At 60.8% G+C, this 25155-nt stretch carries 30 protein-coding genes; 25 read left to right on the forward strand and 5 right to left on the reverse strand.

Features of this window, described 5'->3' with window-relative positions; translation table 11 throughout:
- Positions 1–7 precede the first annotated feature (7 nt).
- From FHS64_RS06600 to FHS64_RS06615, 4 genes are all read right to left on the reverse strand, one after another.
- Entirely contained in the window at positions 8–931 is a 924-nt protein-coding gene (locus tag FHS64_RS06600) for a cobalamin biosynthesis protein CbiG (protein ID WP_167177015.1), read from the reverse strand.
- Between the two features lie 76 nt (positions 932–1007).
- On the reverse strand, positions 1008–1571 hold the full coding sequence (locus tag FHS64_RS06605; protein WP_167177017.1) for a hypothetical protein: 564 nt from the start codon (positions 1569–1571) through the stop codon (positions 1008–1010).
- Positions 1572–1574: 3 nt separating this feature from the next.
- A complete protein-coding gene (gene xth, locus FHS64_RS06610; protein ID WP_167177019.1) occupies positions 1575–2360 on the reverse strand; it encodes an exodeoxyribonuclease III in 786 nt (261 codons plus the stop codon).
- A gap of 106 nt (positions 2361–2466) precedes the next feature.
- On the reverse strand, positions 2467–3474 hold the full coding sequence (locus FHS64_RS06615; RefSeq protein WP_167177021.1) for a hypothetical protein: 1008 nt from the start codon (positions 3472–3474) through the stop codon (positions 2467–2469).
- A gap of 185 nt (positions 3475–3659) precedes the next feature.
- Between FHS64_RS06615 and FHS64_RS06620 the strand changes: the two genes are divergently transcribed.
- The 6 genes from FHS64_RS06620 to FHS64_RS06645 all read left to right on the forward strand — a co-directional run bounded on the left by FHS64_RS06620 (position 3660) and on the right by FHS64_RS06645 (position 8582).
- A complete protein-coding gene (locus tag FHS64_RS06620; protein ID WP_243862839.1) occupies positions 3660–4688 on the forward strand; it encodes an MBL fold metallo-hydrolase in 1029 nt (342 codons plus the stop codon).
- Positions 4685–5446, forward strand: coding sequence for an enoyl-CoA hydratase (locus FHS64_RS06625; protein ID WP_167177023.1), 762 nt, complete (start codon positions 4685–4687; stop codon positions 5444–5446). The genes FHS64_RS06620 and FHS64_RS06625 overlap by 4 nt, the downstream gene beginning before the upstream one ends.
- 104 nt (positions 5447–5550) lie before the next feature.
- Positions 5551–6063 (forward strand): GNAT family N-acetyltransferase, encoded by a 513-nt coding sequence (locus FHS64_RS06630; protein WP_167177025.1) that lies wholly within the window; start codon positions 5551–5553, stop codon positions 6061–6063.
- A 43-nt stretch (positions 6064–6106) separates the two neighbouring features.
- Positions 6107–6682 (forward strand): DUF1285 domain-containing protein, encoded by a 576-nt coding sequence (locus tag FHS64_RS06635; protein WP_208380667.1) that lies wholly within the window; start codon positions 6107–6109, stop codon positions 6680–6682.
- On the forward strand, positions 6679–7365 hold the full coding sequence (locus FHS64_RS06640) for a CoA pyrophosphatase (RefSeq protein ID WP_312136648.1): 687 nt from the start codon (positions 6679–6681) through the stop codon (positions 7363–7365). The genes FHS64_RS06635 and FHS64_RS06640 overlap by 4 nt, the downstream gene beginning before the upstream one ends.
- Positions 7362–8582 (forward strand): CCA tRNA nucleotidyltransferase, encoded by a 1221-nt coding sequence (locus tag FHS64_RS06645; protein WP_341771102.1) that lies wholly within the window; start codon positions 7362–7364, stop codon positions 8580–8582. The genes FHS64_RS06640 and FHS64_RS06645 overlap by 4 nt, the downstream gene beginning before the upstream one ends.
- On the opposite strand, the gene FHS64_RS06650 is transcribed toward FHS64_RS06645, so the two are convergent.
- Positions 8548–9522, reverse strand: a complete 975-nt coding sequence (locus tag FHS64_RS06650; RefSeq protein WP_167177027.1) for an endonuclease/exonuclease/phosphatase family protein — start codon at positions 9520–9522, stop codon at positions 8548–8550. The two genes, FHS64_RS06645 and FHS64_RS06650, sit on opposite strands and share 35 nt — an antisense overlap.
- A 180-nt stretch (positions 9523–9702) precedes the next feature.
- Here FHS64_RS06650 and FHS64_RS14325 point away from each other — a divergent pair, with 180 nt between their 5' ends.
- From FHS64_RS14325 to FHS64_RS06745, 19 genes are all read left to right on the forward strand, one after another.
- Positions 9703–11130: a DUF2793 domain-containing protein gene (locus tag FHS64_RS14325; protein WP_167177029.1), complete on the forward strand. Its 1428-nt coding sequence runs from the start codon at positions 9703–9705 to the stop codon at positions 11128–11130.
- Between the two features lie 3 nt (positions 11131–11133).
- Positions 11134–11298, forward strand: coding sequence for a hypothetical protein (locus FHS64_RS06660; protein ID WP_167177032.1), 165 nt, complete (start codon positions 11134–11136; stop codon positions 11296–11298).
- Entirely contained in the window at positions 11295–11555 is a 261-nt protein-coding gene (locus tag FHS64_RS06665; RefSeq protein ID WP_243862840.1) for a hypothetical protein, read from the forward strand. Before FHS64_RS06660 ends, FHS64_RS06665 begins: the two co-directional genes overlap by 4 nt.
- The gene (locus FHS64_RS06670) at positions 11552–11935 is read left to right on the forward strand and encodes a M15 family metallopeptidase (protein ID WP_167177034.1); all 384 of its coding nucleotides are present in this window, start codon (positions 11552–11554) and stop codon (positions 11933–11935) included. Before FHS64_RS06665 ends, FHS64_RS06670 begins: the two co-directional genes overlap by 4 nt.
- On the forward strand, positions 11932–12345 hold the full coding sequence (locus tag FHS64_RS06675) for a hypothetical protein (RefSeq protein ID WP_167177036.1): 414 nt from the start codon (positions 11932–11934) through the stop codon (positions 12343–12345). Before FHS64_RS06670 ends, FHS64_RS06675 begins: the two co-directional genes overlap by 4 nt.
- A gap of 1 nt (position 12346) precedes the next feature.
- Positions 12347–12517, forward strand: a complete 171-nt coding sequence (locus tag FHS64_RS06680) for a hypothetical protein (protein ID WP_167176305.1) — start codon at positions 12347–12349, stop codon at positions 12515–12517.
- A 204-nt stretch (positions 12518–12721) separates the two neighbouring features.
- A complete protein-coding gene (locus tag FHS64_RS06685) occupies positions 12722–13654 on the forward strand; it encodes a flagellin N-terminal helical domain-containing protein (RefSeq protein ID WP_167177038.1) in 933 nt (310 codons plus the stop codon).
- A gap of 294 nt (positions 13655–13948) precedes the next feature.
- Entirely contained in the window at positions 13949–14797 is an 849-nt protein-coding gene (locus tag FHS64_RS06690; RefSeq protein WP_167177039.1) for a flagellin, read from the forward strand.
- 153 nt (positions 14798–14950) lie between these two features.
- Entirely contained in the window at positions 14951–15802 is an 852-nt protein-coding gene (locus FHS64_RS06695) for a flagellin N-terminal helical domain-containing protein (RefSeq protein WP_167177041.1), read from the forward strand.
- A gap of 124 nt (positions 15803–15926) precedes the next feature.
- Positions 15927–16763, forward strand: coding sequence for a flagellin N-terminal helical domain-containing protein (locus tag FHS64_RS06700; protein WP_167177043.1), 837 nt, complete (start codon positions 15927–15929; stop codon positions 16761–16763).
- A gap of 126 nt (positions 16764–16889) precedes the next feature.
- The gene (locus FHS64_RS06705) at positions 16890–17750 is read left to right on the forward strand and encodes a flagellin (RefSeq protein ID WP_167177045.1); all 861 of its coding nucleotides are present in this window, start codon (positions 16890–16892) and stop codon (positions 17748–17750) included.
- A gap of 124 nt (positions 17751–17874) precedes the next feature.
- On the forward strand, positions 17875–18678 hold the full coding sequence (locus FHS64_RS06710; RefSeq protein WP_167177047.1) for a flagellin: 804 nt from the start codon (positions 17875–17877) through the stop codon (positions 18676–18678).
- Between the two features lie 78 nt (positions 18679–18756).
- A complete protein-coding gene (locus FHS64_RS06715) occupies positions 18757–19035 on the forward strand; it encodes a flagellar protein FlaG (protein WP_167177049.1) in 279 nt (92 codons plus the stop codon).
- Between the two features lie 180 nt (positions 19036–19215).
- Positions 19216–20031, forward strand: a complete 816-nt coding sequence (locus tag FHS64_RS06720) for a flagellin (protein ID WP_167177051.1) — start codon at positions 19216–19218, stop codon at positions 20029–20031.
- Positions 20032–20182: 151 nt separating this feature from the next.
- Positions 20183–22909, forward strand: a complete 2727-nt coding sequence (locus tag FHS64_RS06725; RefSeq protein WP_167177053.1) for an NHL repeat-containing protein — start codon at positions 20183–20185, stop codon at positions 22907–22909.
- A 73-nt stretch (positions 22910–22982) separates the two neighbouring features.
- Positions 22983–23645 carry a hypothetical protein gene (locus FHS64_RS06730; RefSeq protein WP_167177055.1) on the forward strand — a complete coding sequence of 221 codons (663 nt, stop codon included), beginning with the start codon at positions 22983–22985 and terminating at the stop codon, positions 23643–23645.
- Entirely contained in the window at positions 23645–24079 is a 435-nt protein-coding gene (locus FHS64_RS06735) for a hypothetical protein (protein ID WP_167177057.1), read from the forward strand. Before FHS64_RS06730 ends, FHS64_RS06735 begins: the two co-directional genes overlap by 1 nt.
- A 93-nt stretch (positions 24080–24172) precedes the next feature.
- A complete protein-coding gene (ssb, locus tag FHS64_RS06740) occupies positions 24173–24673 on the forward strand; it encodes a single-stranded DNA-binding protein (protein ID WP_167177059.1) in 501 nt (166 codons plus the stop codon).
- Between the two features lie 30 nt (positions 24674–24703).
- Entirely contained in the window at positions 24704–25153 is a 450-nt protein-coding gene (locus FHS64_RS06745; protein ID WP_167177061.1) for a thiol-disulfide oxidoreductase DCC family protein, read from the forward strand.
- The last annotated feature ends 2 nt before the right edge of the window (positions 25154–25155 follow it).

The following is a 25155-nucleotide window of genomic DNA, read 5'->3' on the forward strand; positions in this document are numbered from 1 at the left end:
TTTTTTATTAGCCGATCCCGAGGATCCAGCCTTCTTCGTTTTCGACCTTGTCGATGGTCTTGGCCGAGGTCTTGGCCGGAGGGGCGAAGGCTTTTTGCAGTTGGCCCTCGTCATCCATGACGGCAAAGGCTTCGGCAGCCGTGCGGACTTCGGACTGGGTCTTGTATTCCTTCACACCGTCGGCGTTTTCCAGACGGGTGGCCTTGAACATGGCGGGCAGGACCTCGACCACGAGGGTCGAGAGCGGTGCGAGATCTTCCTCGCCCAGTTCACGCCAGCCGGTGCCGAATGGCCAGATGGCAGCGGACGTACCCAGTTTGTCCATCAGGCGGCGCAGCATAGGCACACCCACCAGTGTCAGGCCACCAATGGCACCGGCACCGTGCATCTGCCACACGCTCTTGGCGGGCAGTTTCTTTTTGAGGCCCGCTTCTTCGGTCAGGCGGAATTCAGGAATATCGACACCGGCATCTTCGGGCGGCTTGGTCGAGGTCAGCCAGCGCTGGGCCTGAGATGCGGGTGCACCCCAGAACGGCCATGGCTGATCCGTCATCAGGCGGTTCATCTTGGCGGCGACCTGATAGCGGTTATTGGTGTTGTCGGCCTTGTCCACGATATTGGCCGACAGGAACTTGCCCATAGCCTCCCACGGACGGCCTTCTAGCTTGAGCAGGGCCGCGGTGCCAGCCGGGAAGCCGAAATCGAAATCCAGACCCAGCATCACACGGTCACCGCGCTTGCGGTGTTCGGTCAGCAGATGCTCCAGCAGGGCTTCGCCCTCGGCGCGCGTGGCGACATTGTGGGTCTCGGTATAGAGGCGGAAGCGCACATCGCGCTTGGCAACGCCAATCCACAAGGTCTGGTCCCCGAGCTTTTTACCCTCGGCGGCGGTCCATTTTGCGATGATGTAAGAGTCGAACAATCGGGCCACTTTGGGCTCCATTGATAATAGTCGTTGAAATTTTACCGCTATTTCTAGCGGTGCGTGTATGGCGCGTGAAGGGCAGTTATGCCGTGACGGCCGCTTGGATATGGGCCAACCAGCGACGGGCTAAACGTAACCCTTCATTAGCTGACCCTGTCTGGCGTGGGCCAGACACCATCTGCCCCGCGGGGGCGGTATCGGGTAGGGGCGCGGACCAGTTGGCCCGCCAAAGACTGACTTCGAACTCGGGGCAGTGCGTGTCGCGGAACATCAGGCGCAGGATGACGCTTTCGGCATCCTCGACCAGAACCTCCAGATCCTTGCGACCCAGATGACGACGGACACGTCCGACCACATGGCCATCGACGATGACCTCTGCTCCTTCGATCTCTTCGAAGTCGAATACCAGACCGATCGACCCGCGATCCCACAGGACGGCCAGTTGTTTGTTTTCCAGATCAAGCCCGGCAGCCTTGCCTTCGGAAGGGGCGACAGCGTGCATGTCCGACCCTCCCGAAAGGGCAGATTTCATAGCTCTGCGCAGTCGCCGCTCGGATTCCATCCACCACGAAAGGAACAGGAAGGTCGTGGTCGCAAAGGCGGCGATCAGGGCGACCAGTAATATGGCCCTGAACGTCTCCTCCATGGCTTATCCCTCCAGATCAAGGTCCACGACCACAGGAACGTGGTCACTAGGCTTTTCCATATCGCGCGCGTCGCGATGGGTTTCGATGCCGCGGAATCGGTCGGCGGCCTGGGCAGAGAGTAGGGCGTAATCAATGCGGATACCATTGTTCCGCTGCCACGCCCCTGCCTGATAGTCCCAGAAGGTGTAGGTGCCCTTGGGCTCCTTGCCCAGTTCGTGGGCATCGCTGAGGCCCAGCCATTTGAGACCGTTCATGGCCGCGCGGGTCTGGGGCTGGAACAGGGCGTCATTGACCCATTCGTCCGGCTTGGCGGCATCTTCCGGCGTCAGGATGCAGTTATAGTCCCCGCACAGGGCCAGAGGCTCCTCATAGGCCAGAAGCCCCTTGGCGTGGTCGTGCAGGCGCTGGAACCAGTTCAGCTTGTAGGGGAATTTCTCGGTGTCGATCGGGTTGCCGTTCGGCAGATAGATCGAGGCCACGCGCACAGGTTTGGGCGCTTCGATCAGGGCCTCGATATAGCGGGCCTGTTCGTCGCTCTCGTCACCCGGCAGGCCGCGCACGACGTCGGACATCGGGAATTTGGACAGCAGGGCCACGCCGTTATAGCTCTTCTGGCCGTGCGTCTCGACATTGTAGCCAAGGCTTTCAAAGGCTTCGCGAGGGAATTTCTCGTCGACGCATTTGATCTCCTGAAAACAGGCGACATCGGGTTGAGCGGATTCAAGCCACGCCAGCACAGTCGGCAGGCGGGCATTGACCGAGTTCACGTTCCAGGTGGCTATACGCATGGGTTCAAGATTAGGCCGTCAGAGGCCTGTCCGATAGAGGGCAAAAAGAAAACGCCGTCGGGGTGGTCCCCGACGGCGCTTTTGCGTCGTTAAGTGACCTGTGGGGTTATGCGCTCGGAGCCTGCGGTGTCGCTGCGGTCAGCTTGCAGCCGTCGCCGATCTTTTCGGCCTCGGCACAAGGGTAGACTTCCTGGATGGCCTTGGCGGTGTCCATACGGACGATGAAGCCTTCAGCACCGTTACAGGCGGCTTCGTAGAAGGCACCGTTAGGGTTGGAGCCCATGAAGCGGACATTGTTGACGTCGCAAGCGGCCGTTTTGTCGTTGGCGGCAAGCCAGGTTTTTACCGTGGCCAACTGTTCCGGCTTGGTGGTGAAGTTGCAAGTCACATTGGCATTGGCCAATTCGAGGCACGAAGCGACTTCCCAGCCTTCGGCAGCGCGGTTGATGCGGTAACCGTCAGCTCCGGCGCAGCCGATTTCATAAACCGATGTCGAGCCCTTGCGGCCAATAATGGTGCCTTGGTCCACGGTGCAGGCAATGCCGGCCTCGGTAGACATTGCAGCCAAGACCTGGGTGAAGTTCTGGTTGGCGGGCAGATCGCATTTCGGCGGCGGGGCAGCCTCGGCCGAGGCTGCCACGGCGCGATCATAGGTGACCTGCGCTTCGATGCATTCGATGAAGACCGGCTCTACAGCGGCCTTGGCTTGGCCCGCCGCGTCCGTGCTGGCAGCCAGACCGGTCAGCGACAGATAGCCGAAACCGTTGGTGCAGACGACTTCGTACATGCTGCGGGTGTCAGGGGTCTGACCGCGCAGATTGGCTTCGGTCATCTGGCAGGGGACGCTGTTGGCGGCAAACAGTTGCTGGGCCGCAGCGAGGTTTTCCTCGGGTGTGGGGGCGGCTACGGGAGCAGGCTGTGACTGGTTGCGGTTCTGGCGACCCGACACGCGGCCGCGCGGCGCGCGGCCCGACTGGTTTTGGTCGGTGACAACGCGATCTTCAGGGTGAGGCGTCTGTTGACCCGAATAGGCAAAGGCCGATGCCGGCGTGATGGTCATCAGGGCCATAGCGGCGGCGACGCACATGGCGTGCGATTTGGTACGGTGGGTCACTGGGTTGTTCCTCGCCTTTATAAAGTTGCCAGAGCCTTGGCGCTCCGCACTGGTGTGGTCAAGATCAGAAATCGGCCAAGACTGGACCCGAGACGCAAATTCTGACAAGTCCGTTTGAAAGTTTTGATTGGAGACGGACCTTGGCGGACGGCGCACCCCCCTCTTTGGAGCGGACGGAGCGAGGATTGACCTATCCTCAGCCCGCCTTGCCGTTGTCGGACGAAGCGGTGACGGTCGCCGACGGCGTTTTGTGGATGCGTCTGGCCCTGCCGATCGCGCTGGACCACATCAATGTCTATGCCATTGCCGATGGTGACGGCTGGGTGCTTGTGGATACGGGCTTAAGCATTCCGCCCACGCACGCGGCATGGGAAAAGCTGCTGGCGGGGCCGCTGGGCGGCAAGCCGATCCATCGCCTGATTGTCACCCACATGCATCCGGATCATATCGGGGCGGCGGGTTGGCTGTACGAAAAGACGGGCGCTCCGCTGCTTATGTCGCGTCTCGAATATGTCTGTGCGCGGATGTATGTGACCGAGGATGCGGCAGGGCCGACGCCGGAGGCCGAGACCTTCTTCCGCCGTCAAGGCTGGGATGATGATGCCATTGCGCGCTGGAAAGCGAATACAGGGCGTTTCAGCCGCAGTATTTCGCCGATCCCTCCGCAATATACCCGCCTTGAAGAAGGCGAGGTCCTTTCGATTGGCGGGCGTGAATGGACGGTGGTGATTGGCGCAGGCCATAGCCCCGAGCATGTCTGTCTGTGGCGCAAGGACGATGACGTCTTTATCGCCGGTGATCAGATACTGCCCAAGATATCGTCCAATATCGGCGTCTGGGATACCGAACCGCTGGCCGATCCGCTGAAGGACTGGCTGTTATCGCTGGAAGATCTCAAGGCGCGTTTGCCGGAAGGTTTGCTGGTTCTGCCGTCGCATGGCGAGCCGTTCTATGGCGTGACGACGCGGCTGGAGGCCTTGCTGCGCGGCCACGAGGTCGGCTTGAAGCGCCTGATGCGCTCGCTACAACAGAAATCAAGGTCGATTGATGTGTTCGGGGCCCTGTTTGCAAGGCAGATCGGTCCCGAGCTTTTGGGTATGGCGACTTCGGAATCGCTGGCCCATCTGAATTATCTGGAAGGTCAGGGTCGTGCGGTTCGCGAAACCGACGAACATGGCGTTGAATGGTGGTCTGCTGTGGAGGGAAGACAATGACCGAGTTTGTAAAAACCTATGTAGAAGACAGCGTCCTTCACATTGTGATGGACCGCGCGGACAAGAAAAACGCCATCACCCAGGCCATGTATATGGCCATGACCGAGGCACTGGTCGGCGCACGCACGGATGACAGTGTCCGTGTGGTCATGATCGGGGCCAAGGGCGAGAACTTCTCGGCGGGCAACGACATTGCCGACTTTATGCAGATCGGGCAGGGCGAAGGCAGCCTGACCGACAGCGACGTGTTCCGCTTCCTCAAGGCACTGGCCGATCTGGACAAGCCGCTGGTGGCGGCGGTGCGCGGTCGTGCGGTCGGTGTGGGTCTGACCATGCTGCTGCACTGTGATCTGGTTGTGGTGGCCAAGGACGCGCAATTGTCGGCACCGTTCATCAATCTGGCACTGGTGCCGGAAGCAGCTTCGACCCTGTTGTTGCCGCGTGTGCTGGGTCATGCGCGTGCGTTTGAACTGTTTGCTCTGGGTGAGCCGATTGATGGCTCGCAAGCATGCGACTGGGGTCTGGCCAACCGCGCCGTTCATGCCAGTGTGGTGGATACGGTGGCCGTTGAGCTGGCACTGCGTCTGGCCGAGCGTGCGCCCAATGCCATCCGTCAGACCAAGGGTCTGATGCGCGATGCGGGGGCGATGTGGGAGCTGATGCTGCGCGAAGGGGAAATCTTCTCGGCACAGATGCGTAGCCCCGAGGCCGTCGAAGCCTTCTCGGCCTTCATGCAAAAACGCAAGCCGAGCTTCTAAGGCGGGCGATAACCCACAAGATAGCGTGGCGGTTAGCGATTTCGCGCCGCCATGCGATCAATTGCCGATTGATTCGTGTGGCGCTTGGTTCTAGTGCGCCGCACATGACATCAGTGCTCGCGTCCGTACCATCTGCCCAGACCGCCGTTCCGGTGGTGATCCAACGCGAGCAGGCTTCTGACGCGACGGCTGTTGATGCCCTCGTCATGTCCGCCTTTGGTCCGGGGCGATTTGCGAAGACTGCCGAGCGCGTGCGCGAAAAATCGGCCATTCTGGCGGGGTTCACCGTCTATGATGGCACAGAGCTTCTGGGCTCGGTGCGTCTGTGGAGTGTGACTTCGGGCGCGGCGCGCGGGGCCTTTCTTGGTCCGATCGCGGTGCGTAAAACCAAGCGCAGCACCGGCTTGGGCGGCTTGCTGGTGCAGCAATGTATCGAGGAAGCCAAGGCGCTGGGGCTGGACGGGATTCTGCTGATTGGCGATCCGCCCTATTTCGAGCGTTTCGGCTTTCTTGCGGCACCCGATGCCGTGTTCTCGGGACCGGTGAACAAGCAGCGTGTCATGTGGTTGCCGCTGAGCGAAGTTTCGCCGGATGGCGCGGTCAGGCCGGTCGCCTAAATCCAAGCTTCAAATATGGGCCGATGCCGCCCATATTCACAGTATGGACAATTCAACTGCGCATCAGGACAAACCGACACCGTCACTACAATCTGTGATCGAAGCCACAAAACAGGCACCCGGTCGGGGTTTGTCGCCCGTGCATTTGTGGCACCCCGAGCACTGTGGCGATATCGATATCCTGATCTGTGCCGATGGCGTCTGGATGCATGAAGGCACGCCGATTGGCCGGCCTGAACTGGTGCGGTTGTTCTCGACTATTCTGCGTCATGATGCCGACGGCTATCACTTGGTGACGCCGGTCGAGAAGCTGAAGATCAGGGTTGAAGACCTGCCGTTTAGGGCTGTGTCGATGAGGCATGAAAACGGGGCGCTGGTTTTCGTGACCGATCAGGGTGACGAGGCGGTGGCCGGAGCGGATCACGAACTGGTCGTCGAAACCGATCCACAGACGGGCGAGCCGGCGCCACGTATCCATATCCGAGCGGATTTGTGGGCGCGTATTGTGCGGTCTGTCTTTTATGAACTGGTCGAGATGGCGCATGAAGTTGACGGTCGTCTGGCCGTGACGTCGGGCGATAAGAGCTTTGCTCTGGGACCGGAAGGGGCGGGCCTGTGAGTGGCAACCCTGTGAGCGATAATGCGGTGATGCCTGCATCGGTGGTTGCGACCCAGTGCGAGAGCCTGAAACGTCGTCTGAAACAACATCTGATGGCCCCGTCCGAATGGCGGCTGGATCAGGCACCGTTGCATTCCGATTTTGATTTGAATGCACAGATGGAGCGGCCAGATCGACCCTTGCGTCCGGCGGCGGTGTTGATCGCTATTCTGGAACGCGAGGATGGGCCGACCGTGTTGATGACGCGCCGCTCGGATTCGCTGGCCAGCCATACCGGCCAGATTGCCTTTCCGGGCGGGCGGCTGGATGCGGGCGAAACCGCTGTCGAGGCTGCTCTGCGTGAAGCATGGGAAGAGGTGGGGCTGGACCCTGAATTGGTCGAGGTTCTGGGGGTGGGTGATGGTTATGAAACCGGTACCGGCTTTGCGGTAACGCCTGTGGTGGGCTGGCTGAAGGCCGAGCCTGTTTTGAAACCATCCCCTGCCGAGGTGGCAGAGGTGTTCGAGGCTCCGTGGGCGTTTTTGATGGATCCGGTCAACCATCGTCGCGACTATTACGACCGTGATGGCCAGCCCCGCCGCTGGTTTTGGGCCATGCCCTATCGCGAGCATTATATCTGGGGCGTGACGGCGGGCATTTTGCGCCGTCTGTGTGCGCGCCTGTATGAGGACAAGGTGGCGTGAGCGCGCCCAGCCTGAAAGGCCAGTCGTGGCTGGAGGCCGATGCCTCCAAGGCGGTGATGGCGGCGCTGGAAGCAGCGGGTGGGCCGGACTGCGCGCGCTATGTCGGCGGTTGTGTGCGTAATGCCCTGCTGGATGTGCCGGTCGATGATGTGGACATTGCCACGCAGTTGGAGCCGCAACAGGTTCTGGCGGCGCTAAAGGCGGCTAAAATCCGCGCTGTGCCGACAGGGATCGAGCATGGCACCATTACCGCCGTCGTAAACAGCCAGCCGTTCGAGATCACCAGCCTGCGCCGTGATGTCGAGACTGACGGGCGTCGCGCCGTAGTGGCCTTTACCCGCGACTGGGCCGAGGACGCTGCACGGCGCGATTTTCGCCTGAACGCGCTCTATTCCAATGCCCGTGGCGAGCTATTTGACCCTACCGGCAGTGGTCTTTCGGATGCCGAGCAGCGCCGCATCGTGTTTGTGGGCGAGCCGGAACAGCGCATCCGCGAGGACTATCTGCGTATCCTGCGGTTCTATCGCTTTTGGGCGTGGTACGGGCGCGGGGCGGTGGATGCCGAGGGGCATGCGGCGTGTCGCAAACTGGCCGAAGGCGTGGCGACGCTGTCGGCGGAGCGGGTGTCCAAAGAACTGCTGAAACTGCTGGCTGCGCCTGATCCGGTAGCGGCGGTCAACGCTATGGACGAGGCGGGGGTTTTAAGTGTGATCCTGCCGCGTCTGGATCGCACGTCTTTTGCAGCCATGGTGGCGATTACGCTGGATCCGGTGCTGCGCCTTGTGGCCCTGTTGCCGTTGTCAGCAGAGGGCTTGGCCGAGGATGCCAGACGTTTGCGCCTGTCCAATGCCCAGCAGGAGCGGATGGTGGCGTCTGCGGTGTTGCTGGATGCGGATATGAGCGAGCAACAGGCCCGCGCCATGGTTTGGCGCGATGGTTTGACGGCCTTTGTGGATCGCACCTATCGGGCCGAGGCGGCAGGGATCGCGCCGCAAAACATGCAGGCCTTGCGACAGATGGCGCAGGGTTGGCGCATCCCGTCCATGCCGGTGGGCGGGCGTGATCTGGCGCAAGCAGGGTTCAAGCCGGGGCCGATGACGGGCAAGATTTTAAAGGCCTTCGAGCAGTCGTGGATTGCGGACGATTTTCCCGCTGATGGCCATGCGGCCCGCTTACAGGCGGCTATTGATCAGGTGCAGGCGCACGAAAACGGGTAATCACCGGACGGTGGTCCGAGCCGTTTTCTAGTCCTAGACGACGATCCACCAGCGCCAGTTCGGGGCTGTACCAGACCTGATCGATGGTGATGCCGAGGAAGGCCGGAATCTTTGCGGGCCATGTACCGGCATAGGCGGGCGCGGGGGCAGGGATCAGGCCCATACTGTCCTTGACCTGACGGCCAATGCGACCGGACGAGACGGCGTTGAAATCACCGGCAATGATGGCGGCGTCGCCCAGTCGGCGGCGCTCTACGGCCATGTCGGTGGTCTGGTTGATCTGCGCCCATTGATATTGATAGGGCCACGGGCGGGTCAGGTGCGCGGACATGACGCCGATTTCGCCCAGCGGTGTTTCCACGCGGGCGGCGGCCGAGAATAGCTGGTCGTGGACGTTTTCCTTGAGCGATTTTAGCGGCCAGCGACTGGCGACCAAGGCGCGGGCCGGTGCCACGGTGCGGTTGCCGACAATCGATACCACCCGATACGGGTGGTCCGGCAGCAGGCTATCCAGCTCGGCGGCGGGGGCATCGCCAACCTCGACCAGCAGAATGATGTCGGCCTTAGCCTCGGCTATCGAGCGGGCCATGGCCTCAACATCGGTGTTTCGCGCCCAGACATTGGCCGAATAGACGGTGATGGTTTCCGATACCGGATCGGACGTAATGCGCGGCGGGAACCACTGGGGCCAGACGGCCAGGAACAGTAGGCCAGTGGTCAGCGCAGCCATGAGGGCGGCGGGGCGCAGGCGCAGCACCAGCAGGAACAGCAACCACGCGATGCTGGCCAAGAAAGCAGGCGCAACGAACTGGTTGGCAAGGTCCGGCCAGCGGTGATCGGACTGGATCAATGACGCCACGGCCAGCCCCAGCGGAGCCAGCGTCACCGCCATGGCCAGAAGGTTCAGAGCGATGCGGATCAGGGAGCTTTGGCGCGGCATTCGACAGCGATATCGGAAAGCGGCGGGTGCGCCAAGTGTGCCGGTTGAACGGGGCAAGGTATCCTAACCGGACAAGGCAATGCCTTTAAAAATAAGGGATTGGGTGCCTTTCGCGCCAGACTGCAAGCCCTAGCGGCGGTTTGGCCAAGACTGGTCTTCGATAATAGTTCGGAGATCGTGATGAGCGATGATAGTGCGCGGTTGGGCCTGCCCTATGTGGTGTCTGGTCAGCTGCAAAAACATGTGACGGTGAACGAGGCCTTCACCCGTCTGGATGCCCTAGTGCAGACGGCGGTGGTCAGCCGCAAGCTGTCGGTACCGCCAACAGAACCGCCAACGGGTGCGCTTTATCTGGTCGGGCCGGCACCGTCCGGCGGCTGGGCCGGATTGGCCGAGGGCGATCTGGTACGGGCCGATGTGGGCGGCTGGGTGCCGGTGGTGCCGACACAGGGCATGGGTCTGGTGGTGCTGGACGAAGGCGTGTCGCTGGTCCGCATGGGCGGGGCGTGGACCTCGCTGGCGCAGACGCTCGGCGGCACGCTGACGCTGGAGCGCGTGGGCGTGGGCGCGACACCGGATGCCGGTAATCCCTTTAGTGCCCGCATCAACAAGGCCCTGTGGGCGGCGCGTCCCGATGATGATGGCGGTGACGGCGATCTGCGCTTTGTCTTCAATAAACAGGACGCCAGCCATACGGCCTCTATGCTGTTCCAGAGCGGCTGGCAGGGATGTGCCGAGATCGGCCTGATGGGCGATGACGACCTGCGCTTTAAGGTCAGTCCCGACGGCAGCAACTGGCACGATGCCCTGCGAGTGGACCGATCGACAGGCCGGATATGGTTTCCGGCGGGGGCGGTGCGGCGTGAAACTACCATCCTGACGGCGTCGGACAGCATTGCTGTGCCGCTATGGGCGCGCTGGGTGGAAGCGGTCTGTGTCGGTGGTGGCGGTGCGGGCGCTGCGGGGCAGGGCGGTAATGCAGGGACTGCCCGCCACGGCGGCGGTGGTGGCGGCGCGGGCGGCATCAGCCACGCGGCGTGGCCCGCTGAACATCTGGGACAGTTGGACGTGGTGGTGGGCGGCGGCGGTCGTGCCTCGGGCAGTCATGGCGCGGCCTCATCGGTGGTGACCTACGGCCATGTGATCGCTCTGGCCGAAGGTGGGCGCGGCGGGGCTCTGAACGCGGGTGGTGCCGGTGGGCAGGGGCTGGATGGGCCTGCCAGCGGTGGAAAACCGGGCGGGGTTTCTGCGCCTCATAGTGCGGGCGGTGGTGGCGCGGGCGGTGGCTTGAGTGCAGCCAATGCGGCGACCTTTGGTGGTGATGGCGGCATGGGCCATCCGTGCGGGGTGCAGGCCGTGGCCGGTGTCGGTTCTCAATATGGCGGCTGGAACGGGCAGTCACCGTCACTGGTCAATCTCGGCTGGCTGGGCGGCGGCGGTGGTGGTGGTGGTGCCAATGCCGGAGGTGTCGGCCATGCGGGCGGTGCGGCAGGTCTTTATGGCGCGGGCGGCGGTGGCGGCGGTGCCGGAACCGGCACTGGCACTGGCACTGGCGGTGCGGGCGGCGCAGGGGCGGCGGGCCTCGTGCGTCTGACGTTCACGGGGTGAGCCATGCAGCCTGATTATGGACTGGATACGGCCTGGGACGACCTGTTGCCGGATGCTGAAATCTGGACCTCGCCCGAGCGTTTGAGCGCCGACGAATGCCTTGATGAAATCGGCGTGGACTGGCGCAGCACGACCGGAGGATTTTCTGAAGAAGGGGATGAAATATGATGAAAGAACAAATGCCTAAACCCGCTGATCTGGCCGAGGGTCGCTGGTTCTGGCACCGGATGTATGTCTATCTGGCCACCTTGCTGCTTTGGGGTTTGCTGCGCGAGGTGGTGCAACGCGCACCACCCGAACAGTTGCGCTATCTGGCGGACGGTTTGATGGGATTGGTGGCTCTGTTGGGGCTGCTTTATCTGGTGGCACCGTCGGCGCAGCAGGTGGTCAATCTGGCGCGTGGACGTGCGCGGGGCGAGGCATGAGCTTTCGTCTGTCGGCGCGTTCGCGCACACGGATGGCGGGGCTGCATCCCGATCTGGTGCGGGTGATCGAAGGGGCGATTGCGATCACCCCCGTCGATTTCACCATCTCCGAAGGCCTGCGGAAACCGGCGCGTCAGGCCGAACTGGTCAAGGCGGGGGCCAGTCGCACCCTGAACAGTCGCCACCTGACAGGCCATGCCGTGGACGTGGCGGCATGGATTGGCGGGACATTGCGCTGGGACTGGCCACTTTATCCGCGCATTGCGGGGGCGTTCAAACAGGCGGCTATTGATCTGGATGTGCCGCTGGTGTGGGGCGGTGACTGGCCGCGCCTGCGCGACGGGCCGCATTTCGAACTGTGCCGGAAGACATACCCATGACGGTGCTTCCAACGGCGGGGTGGCGTCTGCTGACGCCCGTGGTGTGGGGCGCGGTGGTTGTGGCGATTGCGATGGTTTTGGCCCTGTTCGCGGACCCGTTTGGCTGGCGGGCGAGACGTCTGGACAGGGCGGAACAGGCGGCGTCTGTCGGACAGGCCGAGGCCCGGATGCGCCGCGTGGAACACACCGCACAGGAGGCCATCGTGCAGGGCCAGCGCGACCTTCAGGAACAGCAACTGGCCGTGACGGCGATCACCGAAAAATTTGTCGAGCAAGCAAGGGCGCAGAGCGATGCCAAAACATCTTTGGGCGATGATCGCCATCAGCGTCTGCGCGAGCATGACAGGCGCTTGTGCGAACAGGCCCCTTCCTTACGCGGTTGCGCCGCCTTTGCTGGCGCTGCCTCCTGAGGTGGATCGGGACTGCGCCTTGGCCATGGTCGAGGACAGCGGTGATCTGGCGGCGCTGGAGGCGGCCTATATGCGGCGCGGGCAGCAGATACTGGCCTGTGACGCCGCCCGCGCTCTCGCGGTCGAGACTTTGAAACGCGAGAGGGGACTACGGGAAAATACGAGGCGGTAAGTCTTGCCGGGCAGGTTTTGCCCTTAAGTGGCCGGGGGCAATTCTGGCCAATGTGATTTTATATTTATGATATAAAAATCAGCATATTAAGCCGATAAGATAACGCTGTTAACTGGCTCGTTGATTGCTGCAAGGCTGGCTGAGTAGAAGACTCCCGGCGCCAAAATGGCGCTGGCCATCACAAAGTGAGCAAGGACAGCCAAAATGGCCAACTCGATCAACACCAACCGTGGCGCTCTGATTGCGCTGCAAAACCTCAACGCGACCAACCGTCATCTGGAAACCACGCAAAACCGCGTGAATACCGGCTTGAAGGTATCCAATGCGAAGGACAACGGGGCTATTTTCGCCATCGCGACTTCTCAGCGCGCCGAGATGGGTGCTCAAGATGCGGTTCGTCAGTCGATCCAGCGCGGCCAGTCGATTCTGGACGTTGCCATGTCGGCGGGTGAAACCGTGATCGAGGCCCTGACCGAGCTGAAGAGTCTTGCTGTGGCGATTCAGGATGCCCCGAAAGAGTACGACGCAGGTGGTGCTGTGACCGGTATGGGCGAGAGCGGCAAGAAGCTCGTGGCTGACTTCGAGGCGATCGTGAAGGAAATTCACACGTCTCTGGCTGGCGCGACCTTTGATGGCGCAAACGTCTTTAAACTGGGTCAAACGGGCGGTCTGGCTGTCACCGTGAACACCGGAAGCGCGAACAACACGTTCGAACTGAAGGCAGATGGTGTAGCGGCTGCGGCGGATGATCTGGCCTTCGGCAGCGCCGCAGGTGCTGGTGCCGGTCAGTTCGATGCGGCAACCGGTGCGTGGAATGCCAAGGCTGGCAATACTGCGGGCGCTACGCCTTCGGCACTGACCGACTATTCGGTGGCAAACGTTGAGGCGGCGATCGATTCGTTCACCACGACCATGGCGGACATCGGCACCAAGTCGAAGTCGCTGGGTCGTCAGGCGACCTTTATCGACAAGCTCCAGGACTCTCTGGAAACCGGTATCGGTAATCTGGTGGACGCAGACCTCGCCAAAGAAAGCGCAAAGCTGACGGCGCTGCAAACCAAGCAACAGCTGGGTGTGCAGGCTCTGGGCATTGCGAACCAGTCGAGCTCCATCCTGCTCAGCCTCTTCCGCGGTTAATCGCGGCAGAGGCCCACAGAAGGCACGGATGGCGTTAGGCCAAAGGGGGCGGTTCGCCGCCCCCTCTTTCTATTCAGATGGGCAATAAGTGCCGCACTCGGCAAAATATGCCTAGGTAGGGTGGGTAATTTCTACCCACCTCCGTATTCCAACATCTTGAAATACTGTTGTTTTGATCGTGCAGATTGCCTCTGGCTTTATGGCGCGACTCTTGCTTCGATGCGTGATGAGCAAAATGCTCTCGTTGCCAAAATGGCGACGGCCTTCACGAAGTGAAAACAACAGGACGCCAGAATGGCTAATTCGGTTAACACCAATCGTGGTGCGCTTATCGCGCTCCAGAACCTCAACGCGACCAACCGTGCGCTTGAGACGACCCAGAACCGTGTCAATACAGGCCTGAAGGTATCCTCGGCCAAGGACAACGGTGCAATCTTCGCCATTGCTACCTCGCAGCGCGCCGAAATGGGTGCGCAAGACGCCGTGAAGCAGTCGCTTCAACGCGGCCAGTCGATTGTCGATGTGGCTCTGGCAGCGGGCGAGACTGTCGTCGAAGCCCTGACCGAGCTGAAAAGCCTGGCTGTGGCCATTCAGGACGCAGCCGTAGGTTCGGAAACCGCAAACAAGCTGAACGCCGACTTCTCGGCCATGGTTTCGGAAATCCGTTCGTCGCTGGGCGGCGCTGTCTTTGATGGCGTGAACCTGTTCACGGCCAATGCCGATGCCATCGAGGTGTCCACCAACACTTCGGGCGGCAAGTTCGAGCTGAAGGCTGCGGCGGGCACGGCTGCGGGCGCGATCGCCGCTGACGGTTCGATCGACCCGACACAAACCGCCGATGGTGCCGGTTTCAACTTTGACGATGTTGCCGAACGTACCGCGGCAAACGTGGATACCGCCATCAGCAACTTTACCACGGTTCTGGCTGACCTCGGCACCAAGTCGAAGTCGCTGGACCGCCAGCTGACCTTTGTCAGCAAGCTTCAGGACTCGCTGGAAACCGGCATTGGCAACCTTGTGGATGCCGATCTGGCCAAGGAAAGCGCCCGTCTGACGGCGCTGCAAACCAAGCAGCAACTGGGCGTTCAGGCTTTATCGATCGCCAACCAGTCCAGCTCCATCGTTCTGAGCCTGTTCCGTTAATCTGCGGGTAGGGGTGTTTGTTCAGACCGAATAAGCACCCTTCGGGCAGCATGGCTCATCCGGTTTAGTATCAGTATCGCGTTTTACATGAGCAAAATGCTCAGGCTGCCAAAATGGCAGTTCTCACACACAATGTGGATGTAGGAGGCCAGAATGGCCAATTCGATCAATACCAACCGCGGTGCACTTGTTGCCCTGCAAACCCTGAACGCGACCAATAAGGCGCTGGAAACCACGCAGAACCGCGTGAATACCGGCCTGAAAGTGTCGTCGGCCAAGGACAACGGTGCCATCTTCGCCATTGCGACCTCGCAACGTGCGGAAATGGGCGCTCAGGACGCTGTCAAACAGTCGCTGCAACGCGGTCAGTCGATCGTCGATGTGGCTCTGGCTGCCGGCGAAACTGTCGTTGACGGTCTGACCGAACTGAAAAGTCTGGCTGTGGCCATTCAGGACTCGGTGGCCGGTTCTGACACCGAAACCAAGCTGATGGCGGACTTTGATGCTATCGCCAAGGAAGTGCACTCGGCTCTGGCCGGTGCGACCTTTGACGGTGTGAACCTGTTCAAAACCGGCACCCTGATTGAAGTTTCCACCAATACTTCGGGTGGCAAATTCACTCTGAAAGCCGCGGCCGATCCAGCAGCCGCGACGGGTCTGGCCTTTGGCGGTACGGCAACGCCGGCAACCGGCGTGTGGGCACCCGCAGGCACAGTTGCTGCCAAGCGCACGGCCTATACGGCGGCCAGTGTTGATACAGCTCTGAATGGCTTCACCACGGTTCTGGCCGATTTCGGTACCAAGTCGAAGTCGCTGGACCGCCAGGCCACCTTCGTCGGCAAACTTCAGGACTCGCTGGAAACCGGTATCGGCAACCTTGTCGATGCCGATCTGGCCAAGGAAAGCGCCCGTCTGACGGCTCTGCAAACCAAGCAACAGCTGGGTGTGCAGGCTCTGTCGATCGCAAACTCGTCCAGCAGCATCCTGCTGGGCCTGTTCCGCTAACACGTAGGTGAGGGAGGGGCGCGATGGCGGCTCTCCCGACCCTGATCACCTCATTGGGCTACCCCGGAGCAAAATGCTCCAGCTGCCAAAAAGGCAGTGAATATATGTAGATAAGGAGGCCAGAATGGCCAACTCGATCAACACCAACCGCGGTGCACTCGTTGCTCTGCAAACCCTGAACAGCACCAACAAGGCGCTGGAAACCACGCAGAACCGTGTGAATACGGGCCTGAAGGTTTCCTCGGCCAAGGACAACGGTGCCATCTTCGCCATTGCGACCTCGCAACGTGCGGAAATGGGCGCTCAGGATGCCGTCAAACAGTCGCTGCAACGCGGTCAGTCGATCGTCGATGTGGCTCTGGCTGCCGGTGAAACCGTCGTTGACGCCCTGACCGAACTGAAGAGCCTTGCTGTGGCCATTCAGGACGCACCGGCGACCGGCGACACCCAAACCAAGCTGCATGCAGACTTCACCGCGATCACCAACGAAATCACTGCTGCCCTCGGTGGTGCTACGTTTGACGGTGTGAACCTGTTCAAGGCTAACGCAGCGGCTGTTGAAGTGACTACGAACACTGGCGCGACCGGTAACAAGTTCAGCCTGAAAGCTATCGCAGCGGCGGATACCAATCCGCTGGCCGGTGGTTCGGGTGCGGGCGCCTATGATCTGGCCACGGCCGATAAAGCCAACCGTACGGCTGCCAATGTGGACTCGGCGATCAATGCTTTCACCACGATCCTGGCTGATTTCGGTACCAAGTCGAAGTCGCTGGATCGTCAGCTGACCTTCGTCGGCAAGATGCAGGACTCGCTGGAAACCGGCGTCGGCAACCTCGTGGATGCCGATCTGGCCAAGGAAAGCGCGCGTCTGACCGCTCTGCAAACCAAGCAACAGCTGGGTGTGCAGGCTCTGTCGATCGCCAACTCGTCCAGCTCGATGCTGCTGGGTCTGTTCCGCTAAAATTCGGGGAAGGGTGCTGAGGTTTAAACCTTGGCACCCTCCTTTGATTACCTCGACTAACTGTACCTCGAACAAAATGTTCGCGTCGCCAGAAGGCGATGATTTGTAAAACCAAAGGAGGCCAGAATGGCCAACTCGATCAACACCAACCGCGGTGCACTCGTTGCCCTGCAAACCCTGAACAACACCAACAAAGCGCTGGAAACCACGCAGAACCGTGTGAATACGGGCCTGAAGGTTTCTTCGGCCAAGGACAACGGTGCCATCTTCGCCATTGCGACCTCGCAACGTGCGGAAATGGGCGCTCAGGACGCCGTCAAACAGTCGCTGCAACGCGGTCAGTCGATCGTCGATGTGGCTCTGGCTGCTGGTGAAACCGTCGTTGACGCCCTGACCGAAATGAAGAGCCTTGCTGTGGCTATTCAGGACGCGACGGCTGACTCCGACACCGAAACCAAGCTGATGGCCGACTTTGACGCCATCGCCAAGGAAGTTCACTCGGCTCTGGCCGGTGCGACTTTCGATGGTGTGAACCTGTTCAAGGCGACCGCTGCCGGTGCGCCGATCGAAGTCAGCACCAACACCTCGGGTGGCAAGTTCAGCCTGAAGGCCGCTGGTGGTGCAGCTTCTGCTACTGCGCTGGCTTTCGGTGGTACTGCGGACGCTGATGCGGGCACCTGGACGGCGGCGGCTGCAGCTGCCGACAAGCGCACGGCCTATACGGCTGCCAATGTCGAAACCGCGCTGAATGCCTTCACGACGACGCTGGCCGATTTCGGTACCAAGTCGAAGTCGCTGGATCGCCAACTGACCTTCGTCGGCAAGATGCAGGACTCGCTGGAAACCGGCGTGGGCAACCTTGTCGATGCCGATCTGGCCAAGGAAAGCGCTCGTCTGACGGCACTGCAAACCAAGCAACAGCTGGGTGTGCAGGCTCTGTCGATCGCAAACTCGTCCAGCTCGATGCTGCTGGGCCTGTTCCGCTAACACGTAGGTGAGGGCGGGGTGCGATGGCACACCTCCCGATCCTGACCACCTCATTGGGCTACCCCGGAGCAAAATGCTCCAGCTGCCAAAAAGGCAGTGAATATATGTAGATAAGGAGGCCAGAATGGCCAACTCGATCAACACCAACCGCGGTGCACTCGTTGCCCTGCAAACCCTGAACAACACCAACAAGGCGCTGGAAACCACGCAGAACCGTGTGAATACGGGCCTGAAGGTTTCCTCGGCCAAGGACAACGGTGCCATCTTCGCCATTGCGACCTCGCAACGTGCGGAAATGGGCGCTCAAGACGCCGTCAAACAGTCGCTGCAACGCGGTCAGTCGATCGTCGATGTGGCTCTGGCTGCTGGCGAAACCGTCGTTGACGCCCTGACCGAACTGAAGAGCCTTGCTGTGGCCATTCAGGACGCTGATCCGACCGGTGAAACCGCGACCAAGCTGAATGCCGACTTCACTGCGATTGTGAACGAAATCACCAGCGCAATTGACGGTGCGACCTTTGATGGCGTGAACCTGTTCACGGCAACGACGGCGACCGAAGTTTCCACCAACACCTCGGGCGGCAAGTTCGAGCTGGGTGATGGTACGGTTGTGAACCCGGTCACGGGCGGCGGTGCCGACCTTGCAGCGACGGCCAACCGCACGGCAGCAAATGTTGATGATGCCATCAGCGCCTTCACCACGGTACTGGCCGATTTCGGTACCAAGTCGAAGTCGCTGGATCGTCAGCTGACCTTCGTCGGCAAGATGCAGGACGCTCTGGAAACCGGCGTCGGCAACCTCGTGGATGCTGACCTCGCCAAGGAAAGCGCCCGACTGACGGCTCTGCAAACCAAGCAACAACTGGGTGTGCAGGCTCTGTCGATTGCCAACTCGTCCAGCAGCATGCTGCTGGGTCTGTTCCGCTAAACGGGAAACGGAGCAGGTCTCAGGCCTGCTCCGTACACCTAAACGCAGGAGGGTGCGCCAGAAGGGCGCTCGAATAGAATGACCGAACCGATTTCTTCTGTTTCAGCAGTGACGGCCATCAATCCGGACGCTGCAAGTGTCGAGGTACCGCCCGCAAAGGCACCATCGGCATTGGAAGGCAATGACAATGCCAGCCAGAGGCTCGTGATCGAGGCTGTGGGACAAAACCGCTTTGTATACAAGGTCATGGACCGTGTTACGGGCGAGGTCATCCGCCAGCTTCCGCGCGAGGAAGTTGAAAAGCTGATCACAGATCCGGCCTATCGTCAGGGCGGCGTCGTCAGCACGTCTGTCTGACCTAAATATCTGACGTTGCGGGATTAAATCTCGATACGTCTTCAATCTGATCGCCAGATATTTATAACGCCCCCGGAAATGCACCGGGCGGCGGTTTTATGGTTTTTTATACGTTAACCATACGATCACGACTCATGGTTAATAGTGCACCGGTACAGAAAGTCCGGGGGCGAAAAAGCCATGACCACCAGCGTTCACACCAACAGCTCTGCACTCATTGCGCTGCAGAACCTGAACAAGACCAATTCCAAGCTTGCGACCACGCAGAGCCGTATCAATACGGGCCTGAAGGTGCAGGGTGCCAAGGACAACGCTGCGACGTGGGCCATCGCCCAGAACCAGCGTGCGGATATGTCTTCGCTGGATTCTGTCAAGTCCAGCCTGAACCGTGCGACCTCGATCGCCGATGTTTCTCTGGCGGCCGGTGCCGAGATTTCCGACATCATTGTCGAACTGCGCCAGAAGGCAACGTCCGCGGCGGACCCGTCGGCTTCGGCGGCGACCAAAAAAGCCTATAATGACGAGTTCCAGGCGCTGTTGCTGTCGCTGGACTCGTTTGCCAAGAACGCCACCTTCGATGGCAAGAATATTCTGGACGCCAGCGAAGCGAATCCGCTGGACTTCCTCGCCAGCGCTGACGGGCAGGAAACCGTAGCCCTGAACCCGCAAGACCTGACCCTGACGGGCCTGACGCTGGACGGTCTGGATCTGGAAGCTGATCCGGCTGCGGCACTGACCGCTGTCGAGGCGGCTCTGGCGACGTCCAACGAACGTCTGGCCGAGCTGGGCGCACAGGCCAAGCAGATCGAAAAGCACAACGTGTTCGTCGGCAAGCTGATGGACTCGCTGGAAGTGGGCGTCGGCAATATGGTGGACGCCGATCTGGCCAAGGAAAGCGCCCGACTGCAAGCCTTGCAGGTTCAGCAACAACTGGGCGCACAGGCTCTGTCGATTGCCAACCAGTCGCCGCAGATCATCCTGTCGCTGTTCCAGTAAGCCAGGCACTTCCAGTAAAACAGGCACTTTCTGCAATCTATTCAAAGCGCCGATCTGTTCACGCAGGTCGGCGTTTTTATATTTCAGCGCAGATGTTAACGACTTGCAGAGCCTGTTGCGGTATAGCTTCGGGTGAAATGGAGCGTGCCGCATGAAGATCAACAACAGTTATCTGTTGGGACTTTACGGGGGTGATGCCAACAGCATCTACTCGGGCGGCACCGGTGCGTCTGGTGGTGGCGTAAAATCACAACCGACCGCGCCGTGGAGCAGCTCTGTCGCGGACAAGCAGCCGACCCAGTCGGAGCTGTTGCGCAAAGCCTTGTCGAGCAACAAATTTATCGACGAACGCGCCAATAAACTCGATCTCAAGACTAAAAATTCTTACGAATACAAGACCCTGTTTTCGCTACATACCGGCCTGCAATTGCTGGAATCTCTGGCCCTGAGAGGCATGGAGAAGGGCGTTACCAAGGCCGAGTCCGCGCAGTTGCAAAAACACTTCGAAGCGGGGCTGAAAGAGGTTTCCCAATATCTGGCCACGGCTGGCGCGGATGTGGACACGATCAATCTCATCAACGGTGTTTCCTCGACCCGCAGTCAGGGCACGACGGTCGTCCCGCGTGATAACCATGCCTATCAGACAGGGCCTTTGCACAAGGGCAGCCTGTCCGAACCTGTCGAAGCGTTTCAGGGCGAGGTGCAGTTCAACATCACCATTCGTACCAGCAGCGGCACACAGTCCATTGCTATCGATCTGAACGAAATGGGGTCCACCCCGCGCACGATGGATGCGGTGATCGACCACATTAACGGCACGCTGAAAACGGCGGGCGTCGAAACCCGTTTCAGCCGTCAGGACATTCCGGGCGAGCCGCGCAAGATGACTGTGGGCGACCGCACCATTACCCTGCCGGCTTCGGGTAATAGCTGGGGACTGCGCGTTGCGGGCAATTCCAGTGAAACGGTCGGTTTCCAGGCGGTGTCCTCGGGCACTGCGGTGCATGTGATTCAGGGCAGTGGTCCGGGTGGCAAAAATCAGGCTCTGAAGTTTGATCCCTCGGGCGTTGGCGGCTCCGGCATCGGTGAAACCAACTGGGTTGATGGGCGTACCAACCAGTCGAATCTACCGGACGGCATCAGCACGGTCAGAGCATCGGCTGCCACGGCCGATGGCGGTATGTGGATCGTCGCCGACATGACGGCAGATGCGGGCGGCCACACGGTGCGCGGCCAGTCGGACGTTGTGCTGATGAAGCTGGACTCCGCAGGGCAGGTGGTTGTCAGCCGCGGGCTGGGGGCAGCGTCCAATGCGGCGGGCTATGCCATTTCGGTGTCCGATGATGGTCGTGTTGCGGTTGCCGGATCGGTCACAGGTGGCCTGATCCCGGGCCAGAACCCGACCAATGCCGGTCTGTCCGACAGCTTTGTCTCGGTCTTCGATGCCAATGGCGTCGAGCAATGGACCCATTCACGCGGTGCCAAGGCCGCTGACGAAGCCACGGCGGTATCGTTCGGGGCTGACGGCAAGGTCTATGTGTCGGGACGTGCCCAGTCGGCCATGCCGGGCACCACGGCGACCGGCGGCTGGGACAGCTATGTGCAGGTCTTTGGCGAAACCCAAAGCCACTCTGCGGCCCCGATCAAGGGAACGTCTCTAGGCACCACCCAGTTCGGAACGGTGGGCGACGATTCCGTTCAGGCCATGACGGTGGACGGCGATAATCTTTATACGGCCGGTATCGAGAACGGCAGCTTTGTCGTGCGCCAATTCAAGATCGGTCAGGACGGCGCGCCCGAGCTTCTGTCCACGCGAAATCTGGGTGCCGCCCATAATGGCGAGATCGCAGGGATTGCGGTGTCGGACGGGAAGCTGGTCGTATCGGGGGCCACCCGTAATTCGGGGCTGAATATCGGCACCGTGACGCGCGCCCATGCGGGCGGATCGGATGCGTTTGTGGCCAGTCTGTCGACCGACCTTCAGGCCTCGGGCGATGATCGCCTGACCTATTACGGCACCGCAGGCGATGACACGGCGGCAGACGTCAAGATCGTGGATGGCGAGGTCTGGCTGACCGGTACATGGGATCGTGCCCGCACCGCCAAGGATACAGACCCGTCCATTGCCTATCTGGCGCGTATCGACCCAACGACAGGGGCCGTGGACTGGAACCGGACATGGACCGGTGACAAGCAACAGGCCATGCCGATGGCGCTGGCCGTGACCAGCAATGGCTCCAGCGTGCTGGACAAGTTGGGCCTGCCCAGCGGCGAACTGGTGCAGGACGTGTCGCAAAAACTGGTTGATGCCACGGGGCTTAGGGCCGGTGATCGTTTCTATGTCACCAACCCCAACACCAACCGCAAAACCGCCGTGACGATCGACGCCCGCGATACCCTGCAAACTCTGGCGACCAAGATCGAAACGGCATCGGGCCGCAACCTGAAGGTCACTGTCTCGACCAATCGCGGGGAGGGTCCGGCCAGCGAAGGCGACAGCCGTGTCCTGCAAGGGGGCGGCCAGTACCTGACCCTGACCAATGCCGATGGCCGCAAGGGCGCGCTGATTTCCTCGGGCGAGACGGGGCGTGATGCGCTGGCTGGGCTTGGCCTGACGGCGGGCTATGTCGGCAAGGGCGATGACAAGCGCAAGACGATCGGTCTTGAGCTGCCGTCCAGCCTGAACCTGCTGAATGCTGATTCCATCATTCAGGCGCGTGACTTCGTGCAATCGGCCTTGCGCAGTGTGCGCGAGGGCTATCGCGCCATGAGCCCGACCATGCTGAACGCCAACAAAGGTCCGGTCGGGGCACCTTCGCCCTATATGCAAAGCCAGATTGCCAATTATCAGGCGGCTTTGGCCCGTCTGGGCGGCTGAGTTCTGCACAGGCGCAGTTGACGCGGGCTGCAAGGACAGGGCTATTGAAGCCATTGATGGCGTAGAGACCCGTATGGCTTTTCCAAAAGATACTCGCACAATGGTTGTTGTGGGCGCAGGTGTGGCCGTTGTGGCCGCGGTGGCGGCTGCAATGTTCTTCGGTGCGGGCAATCCCAATGATCCCGACAATGTGCCACCAGCCGCCGAGGGCGGTCTGAAGATCGATCTGGCCGAGGCTCCGGTACTGGAGCCAACGCGTGAACTGCGCTGCTATGTCGGTGGCCAGTTTGTCGGCATGGCAACGCTGGCCAGCTGCGCCCAGCGCAATGGCGTGGCGACCGGAACTCTGGACGTTGGTCTGGATGCGACAGGTGCATTGGCCGCTGCGTCCTTCACGCCGCCACCGCAAATTCCGGTTGAGGAGCCGAAGGTGGTTGTCGCCAATCCGGCAGCCCCCGCACAACAAGCCCAACAGGCTGCGGCTCCGGCCGATGGCCAGTGCATGCGCCATGTCGGTTCCGAATGGCGTCTGGTTGGTTCGGGCATGGGTCAGGCCGAATGCGTCAAGGCGCTGTATGCCGGCACCTGTATCCGCACGCCGGGCGAAGCCCAGTACGGCCGCTGGAACGATTTGACGTTACGTCTGGTCCCGCGTCGGGTTGAAGTTTCGTCGGATAATGCCACCTTCCGCACCTATGCGGATCAAAACCGCCAATGCCAGTTCCCGAGGCTCTGATGCGTGCAGTGTTCAAAACCGCTTTGATGGTGGGTGCGTTGGGGGCTGCGGGCCTTGGCCTGTCGGCTTGTTCGTCCACCGAGGTCGAGGCTCCGATGGACGAGGGCGTCTGCTACCACGTTGGCAATGACGACACCCAGAAGGGTGGACTGCGCTTTAATGTGGTGGCCCGCGACCAGCCGCAGATCGAGTTTTGTGCGGCGCGTCTGGAAGAGTTGCGCATCAAGTTTCTGCGTATGGGTGGCTCCAATAACGATCTGGTGGGATCGTATCAGGGGCGCTTTATCTTCATCGACCGTCAGGGCGTGAAGATGAGTACCTCGCTGACCGGACCACGATTTTTCGCTCTGACGCGCACGGGGGATGGCCGACTCGCTATACCGGGTGCCATTCAGCGCGAGATCGACGGGCGTCCCATCGCAATCGCCCCTTAAGAGTGATTTTTCCGGTTGTGAAATCGGAACATAAATGGAACATACCCGTCGCTGCTGGGCAGACCGGCGGGCAATAATAAAAGGACATCGGTCATGGCGGGCAGCGTCAACAAGGTTATTCTGGTCGGCAATCTGGGCCGCGATCCGGAAATCCGCACCCTGAACTCGGGCGACCGCGTCGCCAACCTTCGTATCGCCACCTCGGAAACCTGGCGCGACAAGGCCTCGGGCGAGCGCAAGGAAAAGACCGAGTGGCACTCGGTGGTCATCTTCAACGAGAACATCGTCAAGGTGGCCGAGCAGTATCTGAAAAAGGGCTCGACCGTTTATATCGAAGGCTCGCTGCAAACCCGCAAATACACGGACGCGCAAGGCGTCGAGAAATACTCGACCGAAATCGTCCTGCAACGCTTCAACGGCACCCTGACCATGCTGGGCGGTCGTTCGGATGGCGGCTCGGGCGGTGGTTATGGCGGTGGTCAAGGTGGCGGTCGCAATGATGACGACTATTCGTCGGGCTTCTCGACAGGCGGTGCCAATCGCCCGTCCGGTCCGAAGGAAAGCTACGACCTGAACGACGATATTCCCTTCTAAAAAGTTTGGCCGTTCTAAGTCACGAAAAAAATGAGGCAGGGAGCCTATAGCTATCGCCATGATCCCGCCGTTCCGTCCTTTAAGGATGACCGGCCTGTGGTTCTGTTTGATGGCGATTGTGCTCTCTGCACGCATTCGGCGCGGACCCTGCTCAAGCACGGTCCGCGTTTTCGTTTGTTGCCGATGCAAAGCGATCTGGGGCGGGCCTTGCTGGTCCATTACGGTCTAAGTCCCGATGATCCGGCAAGCATGCTGGTGATCGAGGACGGGCAGGCGATGGGTATGTCGGACGCGGTGCTGCATCTGGCGCGGCATCTGCCGTTTCCGTATCGGTTGGGGGTGGTTGGCCATGTGGTGCCACGCCCGATCAGGGATGCGGCCTATCGCTTTGTGGCGCGTAACCGGCGCAGGCTTAAGGGCAAGACATGGTGTGCCATGGCGCCCGAAGGCGTCGATATGAAGGACCGGATTCTGGGGTAGGA

It is taken from the genome of Brevundimonas terrae (genome assembly GCF_011761985.1).
Classification (GTDB): domain Bacteria; phylum Pseudomonadota; class Alphaproteobacteria; order Caulobacterales; family Caulobacteraceae; genus Brevundimonas; species Brevundimonas terrae.

Excerpts from the sequence above, each read along its gene's own strand:
- xth (WP_167177019.1), bottom strand. The coding sequence starts at position 2,360 with ATGCGTATAGCCACCTGGAACGTGAACTCGGTCAATGCCCGCCTGCCG.
- FHS64_RS06705 (WP_167177045.1), top strand. The coding sequence starts at position 16,890 with ATGGCCAACTCGATCAACACCAACCGCGGTGCACTCGTTGCCCTGCAA.
- FHS64_RS06730 (WP_167177055.1), top strand. The coding sequence starts at position 22,983 with ATGGCTTTTCCAAAAGATACTCGCACAATGGTTGTTGTGGGCGCAGGT.
- FHS64_RS06700 (WP_167177043.1), top strand. The coding sequence starts at position 15,927 with ATGGCCAACTCGATCAACACCAACCGCGGTGCACTCGTTGCTCTGCAA.
- FHS64_RS06720 (WP_167177051.1), top strand. The coding sequence starts at position 19,216 with ATGACCACCAGCGTTCACACCAACAGCTCTGCACTCATTGCGCTGCAG.
- FHS64_RS06715 (WP_167177049.1), top strand. The coding sequence starts at position 18,757 with ATGACCGAACCGATTTCTTCTGTTTCAGCAGTGACGGCCATCAATCCG.
- FHS64_RS06745 (WP_167177061.1), top strand. The coding sequence starts at position 24,704 with ATGAGGCAGGGAGCCTATAGCTATCGCCATGATCCCGCCGTTCCGTCC.
- FHS64_RS14325 (WP_167177029.1), top strand. The coding sequence starts at position 9,703 with ATGAGCGATGATAGTGCGCGGTTGGGCCTGCCCTATGTGGTGTCTGGT.
- FHS64_RS06735 (WP_167177057.1), top strand. The coding sequence starts at position 23,645 with ATGCGTGCAGTGTTCAAAACCGCTTTGATGGTGGGTGCGTTGGGGGCT.
- FHS64_RS06670 (WP_167177034.1), top strand. The coding sequence starts at position 11,552 with ATGAGCTTTCGTCTGTCGGCGCGTTCGCGCACACGGATGGCGGGGCTG.
- FHS64_RS06625 (WP_167177023.1), top strand. The coding sequence starts at position 4,685 with ATGACCGAGTTTGTAAAAACCTATGTAGAAGACAGCGTCCTTCACATT.
- FHS64_RS06725 (WP_167177053.1), top strand. The coding sequence starts at position 20,183 with ATGAAGATCAACAACAGTTATCTGTTGGGACTTTACGGGGGTGATGCC.
- FHS64_RS06690 (WP_167177039.1), top strand. The coding sequence starts at position 13,949 with ATGGCTAATTCGGTTAACACCAATCGTGGTGCGCTTATCGCGCTCCAG.
- FHS64_RS06660 (WP_167177032.1), top strand. The coding sequence starts at position 11,134 with ATGCAGCCTGATTATGGACTGGATACGGCCTGGGACGACCTGTTGCCG.
- FHS64_RS06650 (WP_167177027.1), bottom strand. The coding sequence starts at position 9,522 with ATGCCGCGCCAAAGCTCCCTGATCCGCATCGCTCTGAACCTTCTGGCC.
- FHS64_RS06710 (WP_167177047.1), top strand. The coding sequence starts at position 17,875 with ATGGCCAACTCGATCAACACCAACCGCGGTGCACTCGTTGCCCTGCAA.
- ssb (WP_167177059.1), top strand. The coding sequence starts at position 24,173 with ATGGCGGGCAGCGTCAACAAGGTTATTCTGGTCGGCAATCTGGGCCGC.
- FHS64_RS06630 (WP_167177025.1), top strand. The coding sequence starts at position 5,551 with ATGACATCAGTGCTCGCGTCCGTACCATCTGCCCAGACCGCCGTTCCG.
- FHS64_RS06665 (WP_243862840.1), top strand. The coding sequence starts at position 11,295 with ATGATGAAAGAACAAATGCCTAAACCCGCTGATCTGGCCGAGGGTCGC.
- FHS64_RS06675 (WP_167177036.1), top strand. The coding sequence starts at position 11,932 with ATGACGGTGCTTCCAACGGCGGGGTGGCGTCTGCTGACGCCCGTGGTG.
- FHS64_RS06635 (WP_208380667.1), top strand. The coding sequence starts at position 6,107 with ATGGACAATTCAACTGCGCATCAGGACAAACCGACACCGTCACTACAA.
- FHS64_RS06605 (WP_167177017.1), bottom strand. The coding sequence starts at position 1,571 with ATGGAGGAGACGTTCAGGGCCATATTACTGGTCGCCCTGATCGCCGCC.
- FHS64_RS06685 (WP_167177038.1), top strand. The coding sequence starts at position 12,722 with ATGGCCAACTCGATCAACACCAACCGTGGCGCTCTGATTGCGCTGCAA.
- FHS64_RS06695 (WP_167177041.1), top strand. The coding sequence starts at position 14,951 with ATGGCCAATTCGATCAATACCAACCGCGGTGCACTTGTTGCCCTGCAA.